The organism is Nonomuraea sp. NPDC003707, assembly GCF_053587055.1.
Genome location: NZ_JBSFNK010000010.1, coordinates 65,845 through 84,615 on the forward strand (window position 1 = coordinate 65,845; position 18,771 = coordinate 84,615).

The following is an 18,771-nucleotide window of genomic DNA, read 5'->3' on the forward strand; positions in this document are numbered from 1 at the left end:
CGCGGGCCGGTTCATTGGCAGGGTTTGCCGGACATGTGCCGCATTGCAACTCTTGACAGTAAAGATGCCGATATTAGGGTGATGATCAGGTTGCCGGTCTAGACCGCGCAGAGAAAGGCGCGCCCCCCGACCCCTCATGGGTATAGACCAGTGGAGACTTCCTTGAGCAGACGCAAGATCACCCCTGCGGCGTGCCTCGCGCTGGCCGCGACCCTGTGTGCGGGGGCGCTCCTGCCCGTCCCCGCGGCCCATGCCGCTCCCGTCCCGCCCTTACCCTCGGTGTCGCCCACCCCGCAGTCGCTGACCGGCGCCGGCGCCGCCGCCGTCGTCACCGGCCGGGTGCTCGTGGTCGCCGACGGCCAGACCGACCCCGCCGCCCGCGACCGCCTCGTACGGGAGCTCAAGGCGCACGGCGCCGGCCGGGTGGACACGGTCGCCCCCGACAAGATCCCCGCGGGCACGTCCGGCCTGCTCAAGGTCCGCCTCGGCCCCGCGGCCCGCCCGGACATCGCGCAGGCGCTCGGCGGCACGGTCGTCCCCGGCCAGGCCGAGGGGTACGCGTTGCGAGTCTCGGGCGGCACGCCGCGCCAGATCGCGCTCGGCGGCAAGGACGCCGCGGGCCAGTTCTACGCCGTGCAGACGCTGCGGCAGCTGTTCGTCCCGTCCGGCGGCGGCTGGCAGGTGGCGGGGGTCCAGGTCAGCGACTTCCCGTCCATGCCGCTGCGCGGCACCATCGAAGGCTTCTACGGCGCGCCGTGGACCCACGCCGAACGCCTCGACCAGATGGACTTCTACGGCGACGTCAAGGCCAACACCTACATCTACGCCCCCAAGGACGATCCCTACCACCGCGACAAGTGGCGCGACCCCTACCCGGCGGACAAGCTCGCCGAGCTGGGCGAGCTGGTGGCCCGGGCCGGCGCCAACCACGTCCGCTTCACCTTCGCGCTCTCCCCCGGCGTGTCGATCTGCTACTCCGACCGCGCGGACCGCGACACCCTCAAGCGGAAGCTGCAGGCGCTCTACGACCTGGGCGCCAGGGCGTTCTCCATCCCGCTGGACGACATCAGCTACACCCGCTGGAACTGCGCGGCGGACGAGACGGCGTACGGCGCCGCCGGACGCACCGCCGCGGCGAAGGCCCAGGTCGACCTGCTCAACGATCTGCAGCGCGACTTCATCGCCACCCACGACGGCGCACAGCCGCTACAGATGGTGCCCACCGAGTACGGCGACCTGACCGACACCACGTACAAGCAGACCGTGCGGGCCTCCCTCGATCCCGCGGTCGAGGTGATGTGGACCGGCACCGACACCGTGCCGCCGGAGATCACCAACGCGCAGGCCGAGAAGGCGGCGCAGCTGTTCGGGCGCAAGGTCTTCGTCTGGGACAACTACCCGGTCAACGACTACGGCAACACCAGCGGCCGGCTGCTGCTGGCGCCCTACGACAAGCGTGAGGGCGGCCTGGCGGCGCACCTGTCCGGCATCGTGGCCAACCCGATGAACCAGCCGTACGCGAGCAAGGTCGCGGTCTTCGGCGCCGCGGACTTCACCTGGAACGACAAGGCGTACGACGCGAGGAGGAGCTGGCCGCGCGCCATGGTCTACCTCGCCGGCGGCGACCAGGCGGCCACCGCGGCCCTGCTGGTCTTCGGCGACCTGGAGCACATGGCCCCGACCTTCGGCGGCACCCCCTGGCAGACCCAGGCGCCCGAGCTCGCCGCGCGGGTGGCCGCGTTCTGGCAGGCGTGGGACGCCGGGCGGCGCACCCAGGCGATCACCGCGCTGCGGCCGTACGCGAAGGCCATCGCCACGGCGCCGGCCACCATCCGCGGCGGAGCGGTGCAGAAGGGCTTCACCGACGACGCCGCGTCCTGGCTGGACGCCACCGAGCTGTGGGGCCGGGCGATGGTGGACCTGCTCGACGCGCTGCAGGCCCGGGAGGCCGGGGACGAGGCCAAGGCGGCCGCGTTGCTCGCCGGGTCGCGCGACCTGCAGCGGCAGGCCCGCGCCGTCCGGGTCAGCCCGCCACGCAACCGCTGGGGCGCGGCCCAGCCGCAGGTCGGCGACGGGGTGCTCGACGTCTTCCTGGCCGCGGCCGACGCCCGGCTCCAGCGGTGAGCGGCCGGCGGGTCAGCCGAACTCCTCGACGTACTCCTCCGGCGGGCCCAGCTCGGGGCGGTCGCGCAGCTCCAGGGTCGCGCCGAGCCGTTCGAGCTCGAGGACCGTCACGGTGTTGCGGCCCTCGCGGAGCAGCGGCGCCGGGCAGTACAGCGTGACCTGCGGCCCGATGTCCCAGTAGCGGCCGAGCAGGAACCCGTTGACCCAGACGAGGCCCCGCCGGGATCCCGGCAGGGCCAGGAAGGTGTCCGCGGGCGTCTCGACGTCCACCGTCGCGACGGCGAACCCGGCCTGCCCGGGCCCACGACCGGCGTGCTCGGCCTGCTCGGGCCCGGGACCCGCGTGCCCGGACGTCGGGCCCGCGTGCTCGGCCTGCTCGCCCATACCGGCTTCCAGCGCGCGGTTCAGCTCGGCGGTGGACCACTCCTGCAGGGCGATCGGCGTGCTGTCCCAGCCCTGCACGATCCGCCGGTCCACGAGGACCGGGCCGATCAGGCCCTTGCGCCGGCCGATGCCGGGCCCGTAGTTCACCCGGCCGAGGCTCTCGACCAGGACCTCCAGGTGGACGGCGGCGCCGGTGCCGCGTACCGGCAGCTCCCGGTGGTCGGGGCCGGCGACCCCGAGGAAGGCGCCGTCGGCGAAGACCAGGGCCCGGTCGCGTACGTCGGTGAGGACGAGCCGGTGCTCGCCCGCCGGGATCCGCGGCCGAGCGCTGTGCAGGACCATGCCCGCGTCGAGCCCGAGCCGCTCGAACGAGGCCGGGCGCGGCCCGGTCGAGGTGGACGCCGGCACGGCACGCAGGCCGGCCAGCAGGCCCGCGCGGTGGACGAGCGGGACGGACGCCGGCGGCAGCGTCGGCGTCCGCGCGGGCATCCGCACGGGCCCGCGTGCGCCGAGCGCCTCCCGCACGGCGAAGAACTTGGCGGTCAGCGTGCCGTCCTCGGCGACCGGCGCGTCGGAGTCGTAGCTGGTCACGGTGGGCTGCAAGCGGCCCTCGTGCTCGTTGGCGCCCGCCCAGAGCCCGAAGTTGGTCCCGCCGTGCGCCATGTAGATGCTCACGCTGCCGCCGTCGGCAACGATCTGCTTGAGCGCGTCCACGACGCCGCCGGGGTCGCGGACGTGGTGGCGCTCGCCCCAGTGGTCGAACCAGCCGTTCCAGAACTCGGCGACGACGAACGGCTCCTCCGGCCGCCGCGCCGCGAGCAGTCGCCGGGCGGCGTCGGGCTTGGAGCCCAGGGTGGCGGCCGCCAGGGTCCCCGGCAGGGTGCCGCCGTCCAGCATCAGCTCGGTGGGCCCGTCGGCGGTGAACAGCAGCTCCCCGATGCCGCGCTCGACCAGGGCCGCGCGGTTCCAGCGCAGGTACGCCTGGTCGTCGCCGAAGCTGCCGAACTCGTTCTCCACCTGCACCGCCACGACCGGCCCGCCCTCGGCGGCCTGGAGCGCGGCGATGCGCGGGACCAGCTCGTCGAACCAGCGGCCGACCGCCGAGGTGAACGCGGGGTCGGAGCTGCGGATCGCGACGTCACGGCCGGTGAGCCAGCTCGGCAGGCCGCCGTTCGACCACTCCGCGCAGATGTACGGGCCGGGCCGGACGACGACGTCGAGCCCCTCCTCCCCCACCGTGCGGATGAACCGCTCGACATCCCGCCAGCCGTCGAAGCGCGGCTCCTCGTCCTCGCGCGGCTGGTGGAAGTTCCACGCCACGTAGGTGTCCACCGTGTTGAGCCCGAGGTCGGCGAGCCGGCGGATGCGGTCGCGCCAGAGGTCGGGGTGGACGCGGAAGTAGTGCAGCCCCCCGGACAGGATGCGATGGGGGACGCCGCGCCGGTACAGGCGGCGCCCGCGCCAGGTGAGCGCGGTCCCAGCAGTCGGGCTCGTGGTCGGGGTCGAGGGCGTGGTCGTCGTCGGGGCCGGCGAGAGGTCCGGCGCGGGCAGCTCGATCACGGTGGGAGAGCCTATGTTATCGATGCCATACGTAACAAGGGCGGTAGGATCAGCTGACGACGTCGCGGGCAGGCCGCAAGAGGGGGAGCGCCATGACGAAGGCCACCGAGCAGCCCACTGGGCGGCCCACGAGGCAGCCGAGCATGGCCGATGTGGCCAGAGCCGCCGGGGTGTCGGCGCAGACCGTCTCGCGCGCGCTGCGCGACTCGCCGAACGTCAACCCGGAGACCAGGAAGCGCGTGATCGCCGCCGTGGAGCGGCTCGGCTACCGCTTCAACAACGCCGCCCGGGTGCTCTCCTCCGGGCGCACCTACACCGTCGGGCTCGTGCTGCTGCAGTCCGGCGGCTACTACTCGCGCTCGGCGGTGACCGCCGGCGTCGAGGCGGCCGCGGGCGCGGCGGGCTACGCGGTGAGCATCGCGACCATCGCCAGGCTCGACACCGGCCTGATGGAGCGGTCCCTGTCCAAGCTCGCCGACCAGGGCGTGGACGGCATCGTGATCGCCGTGCCGCTCATCTCGGTGACGCAGAAGATGGAGGACATCACCCGCGACATCCCCACCGTCACGCTCGACGGCTCCCGCACCGCGAGCGCCCGGGTGCTCGGGATCGACCAGAAGGAGGCGGGCCGCGTCGCCACGCAGCACCTGCTCGACCTCGGGCACCGCCAGGTGTGGCACGTGTCGGGCCCCGACGAGTGGATCGAGGCGCGCCAGCGGCGGCAGGGCTGGCAGGAGTGCCTGGCCGCGGCCGGGATCCAGGCGCCGCCCCCGCTGGAGGGCGACTGGTCGCCCGACTCGGGATACCGGCAGGGGCAGGTCCTCGCGATGATCCCGGACGTGACCGCGGTCTTCGCCGCCAGCGACGAGATGGCCTTCGGGGTGATCCGCGCGCTGCGCGAGCACGGCCGGTCGGTGCCCGCCGACGTGTCCATCGTGAGCGTCGACGACATCGCCCTGGCGGCCTACTGCCACCCGCCGCTGACGACCGTGCGCCAGGACTTCTACCGCTCCGGCGCGGCGGCCGTGGCCCTGCTGCTGGCCGGCGAGGCCGCCGACGCCCTCGCCACCGCGTCGCTGTCGGTGCGCGACTCGACGGCGCCGCCGCGTCACCACTGAGTCATGTCGCGCTTGTCCGCAAAGTGCCTCTTGCGCCTTCATGTTATCGATGCCACTGTAACAACGTCCGGACCCAGCCGAGAGATCCAGATCCCCGGCCGGCGGCGCGGCGCCCCGTCGTCGTGACCTCCGGCGCGGCCGGACCCCGGACTCGTTCCTCCGCCTCACCCAGGTGGGCAGTCGTCCACGGGAAGGACCCCAGAACCATGAGGAGATCACTCGTCCTCGCGAGCGCCGCGATCTCGGCGCTCGGACTGCTCACCGGCTGCTCGGCCGACGGGGACGGCTCGGGCTCCGGCAAGACGACCCTGAGCGTCGCCGCCCTCGAAGGCGGTTACGGCCGGGACATGTACGCCCAGGTCATCCAGGCGTACAAGGCCTCCCACCCCGGCGTCGACGTGCAGTTACAGATCTCGAAGAGCATCGAGGACGAGATCACGCCGAACATGAAGGCCGGGCGCTTCCCGGACGTCGTGGTGCTCGGCCAGGGCCGCAAGGCCGCGCTCACCGAGACGCTCATCAAGGACAAGGCCCTCGAGGACCTGACGCCCGTGCTGAAGGCGAAGGTCCCCGGCGAGGACAAGACCGTGGGCGACAAGCTCATCGGGGGCATCGTCGGCAACCTCAACACCAACCCGTACGGCACCGACCAGACGTACACGATGCCGATGTACTACGCGCCGAGCGGGCTCTTCTACAACAAGGGACTGTTCGCCCAGAAGGGCTGGAAGGTCCCGGCCACCTGGGACGAGCTGTTCGCGCTCGGCGAGAAGGCCAAGCAGGAGAAGATCTCGCTGTTCACGTACCCGACCGCCGGGTACCTCGACGCGTACTTCTTCGCGCTGCTCGCCGACGTCGGCGGGAAACAGTTCTACACCGACGTCATGACGTACAAGCAGGGCGTCTGGCAGACGCCGCAGGCCCGGCAGGCGCTCGACCTCACCACCCGGCTGCTGAAGTACGCCGCGCCGACCACGGTCGGGTACGCCAACGAGCAGGACTTCACCAAGAACCAGCAGTCGATCCTCGACAACAAGACCCTGTTCATGCCGAACGGAACCTGGGTCGTCGGCGAGATGAAGGACGCCCCGCGCGCCGCCGGCTTCCAGTGGGGCCTGACGCCGCTGCCGCCGGCCACCGTGGGCGGCAAGCGCTTCGTCACGACGTCGGTGGAGTCGGTCTGGGTCCCCGCCGCCGCCAAGAACAAGGACGCGGCGAAGGAGTTCGTCGCCTACCTGTACTCCGACGAGGCGGCGAAGATCTTCGCCAGGTCGAACGCGATCCAGCCGATCAAGGGCATCGCGAGCAGCCTGTCCGGGGAGAACGCCGAGTTCTACAAGGTCTACGAGGAGACGACGGTCGAGGCGCTCGTCGGCGGATTCGCGAGCACCGCGCCCGTCGAGGGCGTCGACATCAAGGCCGCCCTCTTCGACACCGCCAACAGCATCATCAGCGGCGACAAGACCGAGGACCAGTGGCAGGCCGCGCTCAACGACGCCAGCGAGAAACTGCGCCAGGCAGGTGGGTGAGGTGACCACGCGGCGGCGCGGCGACGGCCTCTTCGTGCTCGCCTGCCTCCTGCCCGCGCTCGTGCTCTTCGCGGCGTTCATGATCGTCCCGACCCTGAACGTGTTCCGGATGTCCCTCTTCACCTGGAGCGGGTTCTCCCCGGACATGCGCTTCGTCGGATTGGGCAACTTCGCCCGGCTGCTCGAGGACGCACAGTTCGTCCGCGCGTTCCAGAACACCGTCGCGCTCCTGGTCGTGGTGACCGTCGTGACGATGGGCACGGGCCTGTTCCTCGCGGCGATCATGACCCGGCAACGGCTGCGGGGCCGGACGGTGTACCGGTTCGTCCTGTACGTGCCGAGCGTGCTGTCCGTGGTCGTGATCGCGGCGATCTTCTCCGCGATCTTCGACCAGAAGAACGGCCTGCTCAACGGCACCCTGCGGCTGCTGTCGCTCGACGGCCTGCAGCAGATCTGGCTCGGCGACCAGCAGCTCGTCATCTGGTCGGTCGCGATCGCGATGGTCTGGCAGTCGCTCGGCTACTACATGGTCCTCTACATGTCCGGCATGGCGAGCATCCCGGAGGAGATCTACGAGGCCTCCGCGCTCGACGGCGCGTCCGCGGGGCGGCAGTTCTTCGCCATCACGCTGCCGCTCATCTGGCAGAACCTCCGCACGACGCTGACGTTCTTCGTCATGAGCGCGGTCAACCTCAGTTTCGTCCTGGTCCGCGCGATGACCGGCGGCGGGCCCGACGGCTCCTCCGAGGTCCTGCTGAGCTACATGTACAAGCAGGCGTACACGAACTCGTCGTACGGCTACGGCATGGCCATCGGCGTCGTCGTCTTCGCCTTCTCGTTCCTCGTGTCGCTGCTGGTCAGCCGGGCGACGCGGCGCGAGCCCCTCCAGTTCTGAGGACCGCCACCATGACCACGATCAAGCGCGCCGGAAGGCCGCTGACCTACGTGCTCGTCACCGCGATCGCCCTGGCCATCGCGGTGCCGGTCGGCTGGGTGCTGCTCGCCTCGCTCAAGGAGAAGGGCGAGTTCTACGGCAGCCCCTGGACGCTGCCGGAGGGCCTGCACGTCCAGAACTACGCCGACGCGTTCGTCACCGCGCGCATGGGCCAGTACTTCATCACCTCGGTGCTGGTCACGGTGCTCGGGCTGGTGTTCGTCGTGGCCGTCTCCGTCCCGGCGGCCTACGTCATCGCCCGGTACGAGTTCCGCGGCCGCGGCCTCGTCGAGGTCGCGATGCTGGCCGGGCTGTTCGTCAACGTCAACTACATCGTCGTGCCGATCTTCCTCATGCTCGTCGGCTGGGACCGCGCGCTCGCCGACGTGTTCCCCGACGGCTTCTTCATCGACAACCCCGGGGTCCTCTCGCTCGTCTACGCGGCCACGTCGATCCCGTTCACCATCTACCTGCTCACCGCGTACTTCCGGTCGATCCCGGCCGACTACGAGGAGGCCGCGGCCCTGGACGGGGCCTCCCGCTTCCAGGTCATGGTCAGGGTGATGCTGCCGATGGCGCGGCCGGCGCTCACCACCGTAATCCTGTTCAACTTCCTGGCCTACTGGAACGACTTCATCATCGCGCTCACCCTGCTGCCCGGCGAGGGCAAGACGCTGCAGGTGGGCCTGCTCAACCTGATGACCGCGCAGAAGGCGGCGGCCGACTACGGGCGGCTGTACGCCGGCATGGTCATCGTGATCGTCCCCGTCCTCATCTTCTACGCGCTGATCCAGCGCCGGCTGATCGAAGGCATGGCATCCGGCGGCGTGAAGGGCTGACCGGCCCGTTTCCCAGAGAGGAAACCGTCATGAAGGATTCGACGCGCAGCGTGCTGCTCGTCACCGCTCGCACGCTCGTCGCGGCCGTCTGCGTCGCCGTCGTCGTCGCCGCCCGTACGACGGCCGGGTGGGGCCGCCTCGCGATCATGCTCGCGGCGCTGGTCGGGCTGCTGGCCGTGCTGGCCTCGTACAACCGGCGGTTCCGGTGACCCTTCGGACGCTGGCGGCGGTACGGCCGAGCGAGCGCCAGCTCGCGTGGCAGGCGATGGAGTTCTACGGGTTCATCCACTTCGGCATGAACACGATGACGGACCGGGAGTGGGGCGAGGGGCACGACGACCCGGCCGCCTTCGACCCGGAAGGGCTCGACGCCGACCAGTGGGTCAGGGCGCTCAAGGCCGCCGGGATGACCGGCGTGATCCTCACCTGCAAGCACCACGACGGCTTCTGCCTGTGGCCGAGCGACGTCACCGCGTACTCGGTCGCCGCGTCGCCCTGGCGCGGCGGCCGCGGCGACGTGGTCGCGGAGGTCGCGGAGGCGGCGCGGCGGCACGGACTGCGGTTCGGGATCTACCTGTCGCCCTGGGACCGCACCGAGGCCTCCTACGGCAGCGGGAGCGCGTACGACGACTTCTACGTCGCCCAGCTCACCGAGCTGCTCACCCGCTACGGGCCGGTGTTCACGGTGTGGCTGGACGGTGCGAACGGCGAGGGCCCGAACGGCAGGCGCCAGGTGTACGACTGGGAGCGGTATTACGCGGTGGTCCGCGAGCTGCAGCCGGACGCGGTCATCAGCGTGTGCGGCCCCGACGTCCGCTGGTGCGGCAACGAGGCCGGCAGCACCCGCCCCGACGAGTGGAGCGTCGTCCCGCGGGCCCTGCTGGACGCCGAGCGGATCGCGGACCGCTCGCAGCAGGCGGACGACGGCACGTTCGCCCGGCTGGTCCGCAGCGACGATCTCGACCTCGGCAGCCGCGCCGCCCTGGCGGGGCGCGAGGACGACCTGGTCTGGTACCCGGCGGAGGTGAACACCTCGATCCGGCCCGGATGGTTCCACCACCCGGCCGAGGACACCCTGGTCCGACCCGCGGACGAGCTGTTCGGCATCTACCTGCGTGCCGTCGGCGGCAACTCCTGCTTCCTGCTCAACGTCCCGCCCGCCCGTGACGGGCTGCTGCGGGAGGCCGACGTGGCGGTGCTGGAGCAGCTCGGGCGGCGCGTCGAGGACTTCTGGGCGCGGCGCCTGGAGGCGACCGTGACGGTGTCGTCCGGGACGGCGGGCGACGTCGCGACCGCGTGGCCCGGAGGGGGCCGTACGCCGTGGCGGCCGGACGACGCCGACCCCCAGCCCGGCGTGCGGCTCGTGTTCGCGCGACCCCGACGGGTCGAGGCGGTCGTGGTGGGCGAGGACATCGCGCACGGGCAGCGCATCGAGCACGTCGTGGTCCGGGGCCGCCGGGACGGCCGGTGGACGACGCTCGCGGAGTCGAACGCGGTGGGTTACCAGCGCATCCTGAGGTTCACGCCGGCCGAGGTGGACGCCGTGCTGGTCGAGGTTCCGCAGGCGCGGGACACCCCCGTCGTCGCCCACGTGACCGCGATCGGAGCAGCGTCATGAAGGCCGTCCTCGTGAAGAGCGCCACCAGGAACGCCGCAGGAAAGGGCGCCGCTCGTCGCCGGTCACCCCGCGCGGCCGTCCTCATCGCCGCCGTGGTGGCCGCCCTCGCCGCGCTGGTGCTCGGCGGCGTGGCGCTCGCCCAGCGCACGGACGAGGTCGCCTCCCTCGACGGCCACGCCGTCACCCGCGACGAGCTGCTCTTCCACATGCGCCGCCTGACGCCTCAGGTGGAGAACGAGCTACGCAACCATTATCGGCTCCAGGGCACGATCGACTGGAACGCGAAGGCCGGCGACAAGACCGCGCTCCAGCGGCTCGCGGCCCGCGCGCTGGACGAGATCCGGCGGGACAAGACGGCGCTCGTCCTGGCAAAGGAGCAGCACCTGATCGGCTCCGTCGAGCACGCGGACTTCCTCGCCGAGCTGGCCGCCGAGAACGAGCGGCGCGCCGACGCCATCGCGAGGGGCCAGGTGGTCTACGGCCTGGCGGAATTCTCCCCCGAGGAGTACTACTCGCACCGGCTCACCGGGCTCACGACGGGCCTGAAGCAGCGGCTCAGCGCGAACGGCCCGCTCCGGGTGACCGACGCCGAGGTCCGGCGGGCGTTCGACGCCGACCGGGACTCCTGGAGCGCCAACGCGACCACGTACACGTACGCGACGCTCGTGGTGCCGGTGCCCCACGACGCCCCTGCCGGCTACGCGGCCGGGCTCCAGCGGCGGGTGGCCGCCGCCGGCCGGCTGGCGGAGCTCGCGGACCGCGAGCCCGGCGCCAGGCTCACGACCGCCACGCAGCAGGGCGGCGGCTCGGCCGCCCACGACCAGGAGCTCATGGCCGTGCTGGGCAAGCTCGCGCCGGGCCAGATCTCCGACCCGGTCCCGGGCACCGGCCAGATCACGTACTACCAGCTCAACGGCAAGACCGTCGACGAGGACGCGGCGTTCGCCGAGTACTCGCGGCGGATCCGGCAGTCGCTCATCGAGGAGAGATTCGACCAGTTCCTCCAGCGCCGGGTGGCCAGCAGCGTCTTCAAGGTCGACACGGCGGCGGTGGACGCCATCAACGCAGAGGATGTTCAACAGTGAAACCTGTCGGTACCGCACCCCCCGCCGCATTACCCGCGCCCGCCCGCCGGCGGCCCGTGGCCCGGGCGCTCCGCGTGGGCCTCACCGCCCTGCTCGCCGCGCTGCTCGCAGGGTCGCTCGCGCCCGCCGCGAGCGCCGCCGCAGCCGCAACCCCGGACCGCTCCCCCGCCGCCGCCAAGAAGGCGGACTTCCCGGGCAACACGCCGAACCCGACGGGCGGCAAGGACTACTTCATCGACGCCACGACCGGTCGCGACAGCGCGGCCGGGACCACGCCGCAGACCGCCTGGCGCACCCTGGCCAAGGCGAACGCGACGACGTTCAAGCCCGGCGACCGGATCCTGCTCAAGGCCGGCGAGCAGTGGAACAACGAGCAGCTGTGGCCGAAGGGCTCGGGCAGCGCGGGCAAGCCGATCGCCATCTCGGCCTACGGCGACTCGAAGGCCCGCCGGCCGTACATCGCGACGAACGGCCGGGTGCCGAGCCCCTTCAGGGCGGACGGCACGAAGAACCCCGACACGGTCGGCCGGACCGGCGCCATCGTGCTGCGCAACCAGCAGTACTTCGAGATCGACAATGTCGAGCTGTCCAACGACGACAACTTCGCCACCGACATCACCACGGGGACCTACGTCCGCGACGGCATCATGGTCTCCATCAACGCCGACCTGCTGGCGGCCGGCGCGGACAGCGTCATGGACCACTTCCGCATCTCCAACGTGTACGTCCACGACCTCGACGGCCCCAGCACCTGGCAGAAGATCCACTACGGCGGCGTCAACTTCCAGGTCTTCGGCGGCAAGAGCTACAAGTCGTACGGCACCGGCGGCTACTACTTCAAGGACGTCCGAATCGAGAACAACACCTTCGTGAAGGTCGAGCTGCACGCCGTGCAGTTCTCGTTCAACTGGTTCGCCGCCGACGGAGCCGACGCCGGCCAGTACGACGAGAGCGGGAAGTTCCACGAGGGCTGGGAGCAGCTCTGGGTGCGGACCCGCGACCTGTACAGCCGTGACGTCTACATCGGCCACAACTACGCGGAGAGCGTCGGCCAGGGCGCGTTCCAGTTCGCCAACGCCAAGAACATGACGGTCGAGTACAACGAGGTCAACGGCTTCCTCAAGCGCTACAACGCGGTGTCCTGCGGGCTCTACCTGTGGGCGGGGGCCGACTCGGTCATGCAGTTCAACGAGGTCTACGGCGGCCCGGACAACGAGTACGACGGCACCCCGTGGGACCTGGAGTACACGAACTTCAACGTCACCTACCAGTTCAACTACTCGCACGACAACGCCGCGGGCTGGATGGCGTACATGGGCAACAGCTCCAACTCGGTCGCCCGCTACAACCTGAGCGTCAACGACAACGGCGTGCTGGTGAAGAACATGTTGTCGACGAACTACTCGCCGACCTACTTCACGAACAACACCTTCGTGTACGACGGCGCGGACCTCGACTACATGCACGACGAGACGTTCCTGAGCAGGGTCTACTTCCTCAACAACATCTTCTACAACACCTCCGCGACGAGGCCGACGCCCTGGTACCGCCGCACGGGCGCCCTGCGCCAGGCGGTGTTCGCCAACAACGACTACTTCGAGGCCGGCGGCACCCACTCCACCCAGGAACCGGCCGACCGGGCCGGCCTGCGCGCCGACCCGAGGTTCGTCGGCGACCCGGCGAAGTACGTCACCGGAGCGGGCGTGGACCGGATCCGGACGGCCGCCGCGCACTTCAAGCTCCGCGACGACTCCCCGCTCATCGACGCCGGCCGCTACAACCCCCACCTGGGCACCGAGGACTTCCTGGGCACCCACATCTACTACGGCGACGCGCCGGACATCGGCATGGCGGAGAGCCCGATCGGCGTGAAGGTCACCAACCCGGTCGACGACGACCCCATCGAGAACGAGCCCGGCGACGGCCGGGTCAACCTCGCCCTCGGCAAACCGGTCACCGCCAGCTCGACCCACCCCGGCCAGAACGGCACGCTCGTCGCCGGCAACCTGACCGACGGCAACCCGGCGACCCGCTGGGCTGCGGCCGACGACGCCGCCTACCCGATCACGCTCGACATCGACTTCGGCGCGGCCACCACCTTCGACGAGGTCTACCTGGACGAGTACACCGACTCGGGCACCAACCCGCGGGTCCAGACGTTCGACCTGCGGCGGTGGGACGCCGGGACCGGCTCCTGGGTGACGTTCGCCAGTCGCGCCGACGGCATCGGGCACGACCGGTCCGTGACCGGCTTCGGCAGCGTCACGACCTCCCGGCTCCGGGTGTCGCTCACCGGGAAGGTGCCGAGCGAGGTGTACACCCCGACGATGACCGAGATCGCCGTCTATCGCGCCGCCTAGCGATACGGGCGGGTGGCTGCCACGGCCGCCACCCGCCCGCCGTTCACGGGAATGCCCTCCCTGACATAAGCCACAAACCCGGATATCTTGCCTGACCTGCACCAACACTCCGAACAACCACCGACAACCGAGCATCAAACCCGGCAGACCACAACACCGGGAGCACCATGAGAACTGGAACGAGAGCAGCCCTCGCCGTCATCACCGGCGCCCTCACCACGACCGCCACGTTCCTCATCACCGCCGCCCTGAGCCCTGTCCCGACCCCCGCCCAGCCCGGCCTCCAGCCGCCCCGGCCCCACTGCGCCGGCCGCCACGGCACCTGGCACGCCGCCAAACGGACGTGCCGCCGCGACCCCGTCGGCCGGTCCCGTGAGCTCAGCCCGGTCCGGCCATGATCCGGCCGCGGCCAGCACTCGTCACCGAGCCGCCTGAGCCGCAGGCACCCTAAACGGCCCACTGAACGTGGCCGTCGGGGCGGATCAGGGTTGCGCCGACGGCTCGCCACTCCGGGGGCGCGTCGTCCCCGAGCGCCCCCTCATACGTGGTCGTGCCCAGGTCGCGGGCGTGGCCGGCGACCGCGGAGGGGATGCCGGCGCCCAGGTCGAGCAGCACGTGACGGGCCTCGTGCAGCAGTTCGTAGACGGTACGGCCGTCGCGCAGCGGCAGGTCGGGGACGCGGACGCCGGTGAGCGGGTGGGCGCCGGGGTCGGCCGGCGGGTAGGCGACGTTCAGCGCGGCCAGCCTCGCGGCGAGGTCCAGCGAGAGCTCCGGGTGCGCCGCGATGAGCTTGCCCAGCAGCGCCCGCAGCGCCTGCCCCTCGGGGGTGAACGCGGCGATCAGCGCCGTCTGCGCCTTGCTGCTCTCCAGCAGGTCGGCGCCCACGGGGTGACGTTCGGCGTGGTAGCCGTCGAGCAGGGCCTCCGGGGCGCGGCCCCGCACGACGGCGGCCAGCCGCCAGCCGAGGTTCATCGCGTCCTGCACGCCCACGTTGAGCCCGATGCCGCCGGTCGGGAAGTGCATGTGCGCGGCGTCGCCCGCGAGCAGGACCCGGCCCGCGCGGTAGGTCGCGGCCTGCCTGGAGGCGTTGCCGAACCTGGAGAGCCAGACCGGGTCGCGCATGCCGAGGTCGCGCCCGATCACCCGGACGACGGTGGCACGCAGCTCGTCCAGGGTCAGGTCGCCGTCGGGCCGACCGGGCGCGAGGCCGACGACGCGGTGGTAGCCACCCGGCATCCCGACGACCATCACCCCGCCCTCGACGGTGTGGGCGGACATCGCGGGCCCGGACGGCGGGTCGTCCAGGTGCACGTCACCGAGGAATCCCCACACCGTGGCATCGGTGCCCGGGAAGTCGATGCCCGCGACCCGGCGCACCGTGCTGCCCGCCCCGTCGCACCCGGCGACGTAGCGGGCGCGGACCGTGTACGGGCCTTCGGGGCCTTCGACGCTCAGCTCGACGCCGCCGGAGTCCTGCGCGAGCCCGGTCACGGCGTGCCCGCGCAGCACGCGGGCACCCAGCGCCACCGCGCTCTCCTCCAGCAGTTGCTCGGTGCGCGCCTGCGGGAAGAACAGCGTGTACGGGTGACGCGTCGGCAGCGGCCGGAAGTCGAGCCGGGTCTCCAGCATCCCGAAGTGCCCGTTCGGGATGGCGATGCCCTCCTCCAGGAACGTCTTTTCCATCCCGCGCATGGCCAGCACCTCGATCATCCGCGGGTGCAGCGTCAGTGCCTTGGAGTGCGGGCTCGGCCGCTCCAACCGGTCGAGCACCAGGACGGGCACGCCGGCCCGGCGCAGTTCGGCCGCCAGCCACAGGCCCACCGGCCCGGCCCCGACGACGATCACGTCTTCCATCACCGTCTCCCTTCTTGGTCAGTGACCAACAGTATGGGTGAGATATTCTTGGTCAGCAACCAAGAGACGGGGAGGGCGGGCTTCGATGGCGAACGCGCGGCGCCAGAGCGAGATCGTTGCGACGGCGATCGAACTGCTCGACGAGAAGGGCGCGGACGCGGTCAGCCTGCGCGCGGTGGCCGAGCGCATGGGCGTGCGGCTGAACACGGTGTCGTGGCACGTCAAGACCAAGAGCCGGCTGCTGGAGCTGATGGCCGACGCCATCGTCGGGCGCGTGTCGCTGGAGGACCTGCCGCCCGACCCGGCCGACCGGTTCCGCGAGCTGGTACGCCGCTACCGGCGGGCGCTGCTGGCCGTGCGCGACGGCGCGAGGGTGGTGGCGGGGACGTACGCGGCCGAGGAGCACACGCTGCGCACCGCGGAGGCGATCGTGGGCGCGCTGCTGGAGTGCGGTTTCGGCGAGCGGGAGGCGGCCTGGACCGCCTGGACGGCGGTGTACTTCACGCTGGGCCTGACCCAGGAGGAGCAGGGCGCGCCCGCCTCGATCGGCGAGGTGCTCCACGCGGCCGTGACGCCGGACGCGCATCCGTCACTCGCCCGCGCGCTCGGTCACCTCGCCGGGGGCACGTTCGAGGAACGCTTCGACTTCGGCCTCGACCTGATCACCCGCCCGCCGCGCCGTGCGGAGGACGAGCCGGCGCGGGCGCGACGGAGACGATGATCACGGTGGCGGGGCCGCCGCGGGACCACAACGAGTGGCGGGCCGCCGCGTCGAAGTGCAGGGCGTCCCCGGCGGCCAGGACGACCTCCTCCTCGCCGACGCGCGCCAGGACCTCGCCGCGCACGACGTACACCCACTCCTCACCCGCGTGGGCGGCGGTGCGTTCGGGCCCGTCGGCGGTCAGCTCCAGCCGCACCGCCTCAAGAGCGGAGCGCGGGCCGAGCCCGGCCATCGTCGCATAGGGCCCGTCGGGGCCCTCGTGCACGGGCGCGGTCGCGCCGCGCACGACGTGGAGCTCGTGCGGCCGCTCGTCGCCGACCAACTCCCCCACCGAGATGCCGTACGCCCGCGCGAGCTGGAACAGCGAGCCGATGGACGGCTGTCGCTCCCCCTTCTCCATCCGGGACAAGTGGGCGGCGGAGATGCCGGTCCATTCGGCGAGGACGGTGAGCGTCAGCCCGCGCTCGCGCCGCAGCTCACCCAGCCGGGCCGCGACCCGCTGCTCCGGATCGTCGCCGTCCGCCGGCGCATGAGAGATCACGGCGAAGAGTCTAGCCGCTTTGCCTCTGAGGCAAATTCCTTCGCCTCAGAGGTTGACGGGCAGGTGGGCGGAGTCGCATTCTGGGGCACACGTCGAAGGGAACGACATCATGACGATCTCCACACCACCCCCCGAGCTCGATCTCGACGAGGCGCCCACGTACGCGTCGGCCCCCGTCGAGGAGCAGCGGCTGCATCGCAAGCGGCAGCTCGCCGCCGCGTTCCGGATCTTCGCCAGGTACGGCTATGACGAGGGCGTCGCCGGCCACATCACCGCCCGCGACCCAGAGCTGACCGACCACTTCTGGGTGAACCCCTACTCCGTGCACTTCTCCAGGATCAAGGTCAGCGACCTGCTGCTCGTCGACGCGCGGGGCCGGATCGCCCACGGCACGCGGCGCACGAACAAGGCCGCGTTCTGGATCCACTCCTCGATTCACGACGCCCGCCCCGACGTGGTGGCCGTCGCCCACGCGCACACGATCCACGGCCGGGCCTGGGCGGCGCTGGATCGGCCGCTGGACCCGATCGTGCAGGAGTCGTGCGCGTTCTGGCGCGATCACGTGCTCTTCGACGAATACCGCGGGCTGGTGCTGGAGCGCGACGAGGGAGAACGGATCGCCGCCCGCCTGGGCTCGGCACGGGCCGCGATCCTGCGCCATCATGGCCTGCTGACGGTCGGCCGCTCCGTGGAGGAGGCCGCCTGGTGGTTCATCGCGATGAACCGCGCCTGCGAGATGCAACTCCTGGCCGAGGCCGCCGGCACGCCGCGGATCATGACGGAGGAGGAGGCCGAGGTGGCGCACCGCCAGTTCGGCAGCGCGAACATGGCGCGCAACAACTTCCAGCTGCTGTCGTCGCTGATCTTCGAGGAGGAGCCCGATGTCCTCGACTGACTCGCGCCGGACGTACGTGCTGGTCCACGGCTCGTGGGCGGGCGGCTGGATCTGGTCCCGGCTGATCCCGCTGCTGGAGGCGGCCGGGCACGAGGTGCACGCGCCCACGCTGCCCGGGCTCGCCGAGCGGGGCGACGACCCGCGCGGCGCGGAGCTCGGCCTGTCGGCGCACATCGACGACCTGCTCGGCTACCTGGAGCGCGCGGAGCTGGAGCAGGTCACGCTGGTCGGCCACAGCTACGGCGGCATGGTGATCACGGGGGTGGCCGGCCGGGCGCCCGAGCGGGTGTCCGCGCTGGTCTACCTCGACGCCTTCGTCCCCGAGCCCGGCCAGTCCTGCTTCGACCTGGTGCCGTGGCTGCCCGAGGTGTTCGCCGAGCTGTCCGCGGACGGCGCCGGCGGGTTCGCGTTGCCCCTCGACCCGGCCGCGCTGGGCTTGGACGACCCCGGCGACGCCGACTGGCTGCGCGCCCACTCCACCCCGATGCCGGTGCGCACGCACAGCGAGCCCCTGCCCGGCCCGGCCCGGCCCGAGGGCGTGCCGGCCATGTTCGTACGCTGCCTGCGCTTCGAGGCGTTCGCGGGCACCGCCGCCGCGTTCCGGTCCCTCGGCCTCCCCGTCGCCGAGCTGGACTGTCACCACTACGCCCAGGTGAGCCGCCCAGCGGAGCTGGCTGACCTGCTGCTCACCGCCCGGACGGAGACGATCGCATGACCTCCCTTCAGCGGGTCGACCCACCCGCGCTCTGCCTGCCGGTGCAGAACCTCTACTCCCAGGTGGTGATCGCCCCGGCCGGGCGCACCGCGTATATCGCCGGGCAGGTGGCGCTGGACGCCTCCGGCGAGCTGGTCGGCCCCGGCGACCACGCCGCGCAGGCCAGGCAGGCGTTCCGCAACGTCAAGCTAGCCCTGGAGGGTGTCGGCGCCACCCCTTCCGACCTGGTCCGGCACAACATCTACGTGGTCGGCCATCGGCCCGAGCTGGTGCCGGTCATCTTCAGCGCCGCGCGGGAGGCCTACGGCGACCCCTGGCCGCTGGCCGCCAGCACCCTACTCGGCGTCGAGGCCCTCGGCCTGCCCGGCTGGCTGATCGAGGTGGAGGCCACCGCCCTGCTGCCCCCCGGCGAAAGTTTCACCCGGGGTTGACTGAAGGAGTCAAAATGTCTTTTAGTTTGGATGCAAGCCAAACTAAACAAAGGTAGGCAGAAG

At 71.6% G+C, this 18,771-nt stretch carries 17 protein-coding genes; 14 read left to right on the forward strand and 3 right to left on the reverse strand.

Going from position 1 to position 18,771, the window contains the following annotated elements:
• Positions 1-162 precede the first annotated feature (162 nt).
• A complete protein-coding gene (locus tag ACWDRB_RS26320; RefSeq protein WP_449897781.1) occupies positions 163-2,124 on the forward strand; it encodes a beta-N-acetylglucosaminidase domain-containing protein in 1,962 nt (653 codons plus the stop codon).
• Between the two features lie 12 nt (positions 2,125-2,136).
• Here ACWDRB_RS26320 and ACWDRB_RS26325 read toward each other — a convergent pair whose 3' ends face one another.
• A complete protein-coding gene (locus tag ACWDRB_RS26325; protein WP_449897783.1) occupies positions 2,137-4,068 on the reverse strand; it encodes a glycoside hydrolase family 35 protein in 1,932 nt (643 codons plus the stop codon).
• 92 nt (positions 4,069-4,160) lie between these two features.
• On the opposite strand from ACWDRB_RS26325, the gene ACWDRB_RS26330 reads away from it, so the two are divergent.
• The 9 genes from ACWDRB_RS26330 (at position 4,161) to ACWDRB_RS26370 (ending at position 13,949) form a co-directional block, all read left to right on the forward strand.
• Entirely contained in the window at positions 4,161-5,186 is a 1,026-nt protein-coding gene (locus ACWDRB_RS26330; RefSeq protein WP_449897786.1) for a LacI family DNA-binding transcriptional regulator, read from the forward strand.
• A 206-nt stretch (positions 5,187-5,392) separates the two neighbouring features.
• The gene (locus ACWDRB_RS26335; protein WP_449897788.1) at positions 5,393-6,715 is read left to right on the forward strand and encodes a carbohydrate ABC transporter substrate-binding protein; all 1,323 of its coding nucleotides are present in this window, start codon (positions 5,393-5,395) and stop codon (positions 6,713-6,715) included.
• Position 6,716: 1 nt separating this feature from the next.
• Entirely contained in the window at positions 6,717-7,610 is an 894-nt protein-coding gene (locus ACWDRB_RS26340) for a carbohydrate ABC transporter permease (protein WP_449897790.1), read from the forward strand.
• Positions 7,611-7,621: 11 nt separating this feature from the next.
• Positions 7,622-8,488 (forward strand): carbohydrate ABC transporter permease, encoded by an 867-nt coding sequence (locus tag ACWDRB_RS26345; protein ID WP_449897793.1) that lies wholly within the window; start codon positions 7,622-7,624, stop codon positions 8,486-8,488.
• Between the two features lie 29 nt (positions 8,489-8,517).
• On the forward strand, positions 8,518-8,697 hold the full coding sequence (locus ACWDRB_RS26350) for a DUF6903 family protein (protein WP_449897795.1): 180 nt from the start codon (positions 8,518-8,520) through the stop codon (positions 8,695-8,697).
• On the forward strand, positions 8,694-10,106 hold the full coding sequence (locus ACWDRB_RS26355) for an alpha-L-fucosidase (protein ID WP_449897797.1): 1,413 nt from the start codon (positions 8,694-8,696) through the stop codon (positions 10,104-10,106). The genes ACWDRB_RS26350 and ACWDRB_RS26355 overlap by 4 nt, the downstream gene beginning before the upstream one ends.
• Complete coding sequence (locus ACWDRB_RS26360; RefSeq protein ID WP_449897799.1) at positions 10,103-11,191, forward strand: peptidyl-prolyl cis-trans isomerase; 1,089 nt, start codon at positions 10,103-10,105, stop codon at positions 11,189-11,191. The genes ACWDRB_RS26355 and ACWDRB_RS26360 overlap by 4 nt, the downstream gene beginning before the upstream one ends.
• Complete coding sequence (locus ACWDRB_RS26365) at positions 11,188-13,551, forward strand: discoidin domain-containing protein (protein WP_449897801.1); 2,364 nt, start codon at positions 11,188-11,190, stop codon at positions 13,549-13,551. The genes ACWDRB_RS26360 and ACWDRB_RS26365 overlap by 4 nt, the downstream gene beginning before the upstream one ends.
• A 167-nt stretch (positions 13,552-13,718) precedes the next feature.
• Complete coding sequence (locus ACWDRB_RS26370; RefSeq protein ID WP_449897803.1) at positions 13,719-13,949, forward strand: hypothetical protein; 231 nt, start codon at positions 13,719-13,721, stop codon at positions 13,947-13,949.
• Positions 13,950-13,998: 49 nt separating this feature from the next.
• Here the strand turns inward: ACWDRB_RS26370 and ACWDRB_RS26375 are convergent, their stop codons facing one another.
• Complete coding sequence (locus ACWDRB_RS26375) at positions 13,999-15,405, reverse strand: FAD-dependent monooxygenase (RefSeq protein ID WP_449897805.1); 1,407 nt, start codon at positions 15,403-15,405, stop codon at positions 13,999-14,001.
• A gap of 85 nt (positions 15,406-15,490) precedes the next feature.
• Here ACWDRB_RS26375 and ACWDRB_RS26380 point away from each other — a divergent pair, with 85 nt between their 5' ends.
• Positions 15,491-16,126 carry a TetR/AcrR family transcriptional regulator C-terminal domain-containing protein gene (locus ACWDRB_RS26380; RefSeq protein ID WP_449897807.1) on the forward strand — a complete coding sequence of 212 codons (636 nt, stop codon included), beginning with the start codon at positions 15,491-15,493 and terminating at the stop codon, positions 16,124-16,126.
• On the opposite strand, the gene ACWDRB_RS26385 is transcribed toward ACWDRB_RS26380, so the two are convergent.
• On the reverse strand, positions 16,068-16,667 hold the full coding sequence (locus ACWDRB_RS26385; protein WP_449897809.1) for a helix-turn-helix domain-containing protein: 600 nt from the start codon (positions 16,665-16,667) through the stop codon (positions 16,068-16,070). The two genes, ACWDRB_RS26380 and ACWDRB_RS26385, sit on opposite strands and share 59 nt — an antisense overlap.
• A gap of 109 nt (positions 16,668-16,776) precedes the next feature.
• Here ACWDRB_RS26385 and ACWDRB_RS26390 point away from each other — a divergent pair, with 109 nt between their 5' ends.
• The 3 genes from ACWDRB_RS26390 to ACWDRB_RS26400 are packed head-to-tail and all read left to right on the forward strand — an operon-like array spanning position 16,777 to position 18,708.
• Positions 16,777-17,562 carry a class II aldolase/adducin family protein gene (locus ACWDRB_RS26390; protein WP_449897811.1) on the forward strand — a complete coding sequence of 262 codons (786 nt, stop codon included), beginning with the start codon at positions 16,777-16,779 and terminating at the stop codon, positions 17,560-17,562.
• The gene (locus ACWDRB_RS26395) at positions 17,549-18,277 is read left to right on the forward strand and encodes an alpha/beta fold hydrolase (RefSeq protein WP_449897814.1); all 729 of its coding nucleotides are present in this window, start codon (positions 17,549-17,551) and stop codon (positions 18,275-18,277) included. Before ACWDRB_RS26390 ends, ACWDRB_RS26395 begins: the two co-directional genes overlap by 14 nt.
• Positions 18,274-18,708, forward strand: a complete 435-nt coding sequence (locus ACWDRB_RS26400) for a RidA family protein (protein ID WP_449897817.1) — start codon at positions 18,274-18,276, stop codon at positions 18,706-18,708. Before ACWDRB_RS26395 ends, ACWDRB_RS26400 begins: the two co-directional genes overlap by 4 nt.
• Positions 18,709-18,771: the final 63 nt, after the last annotated feature.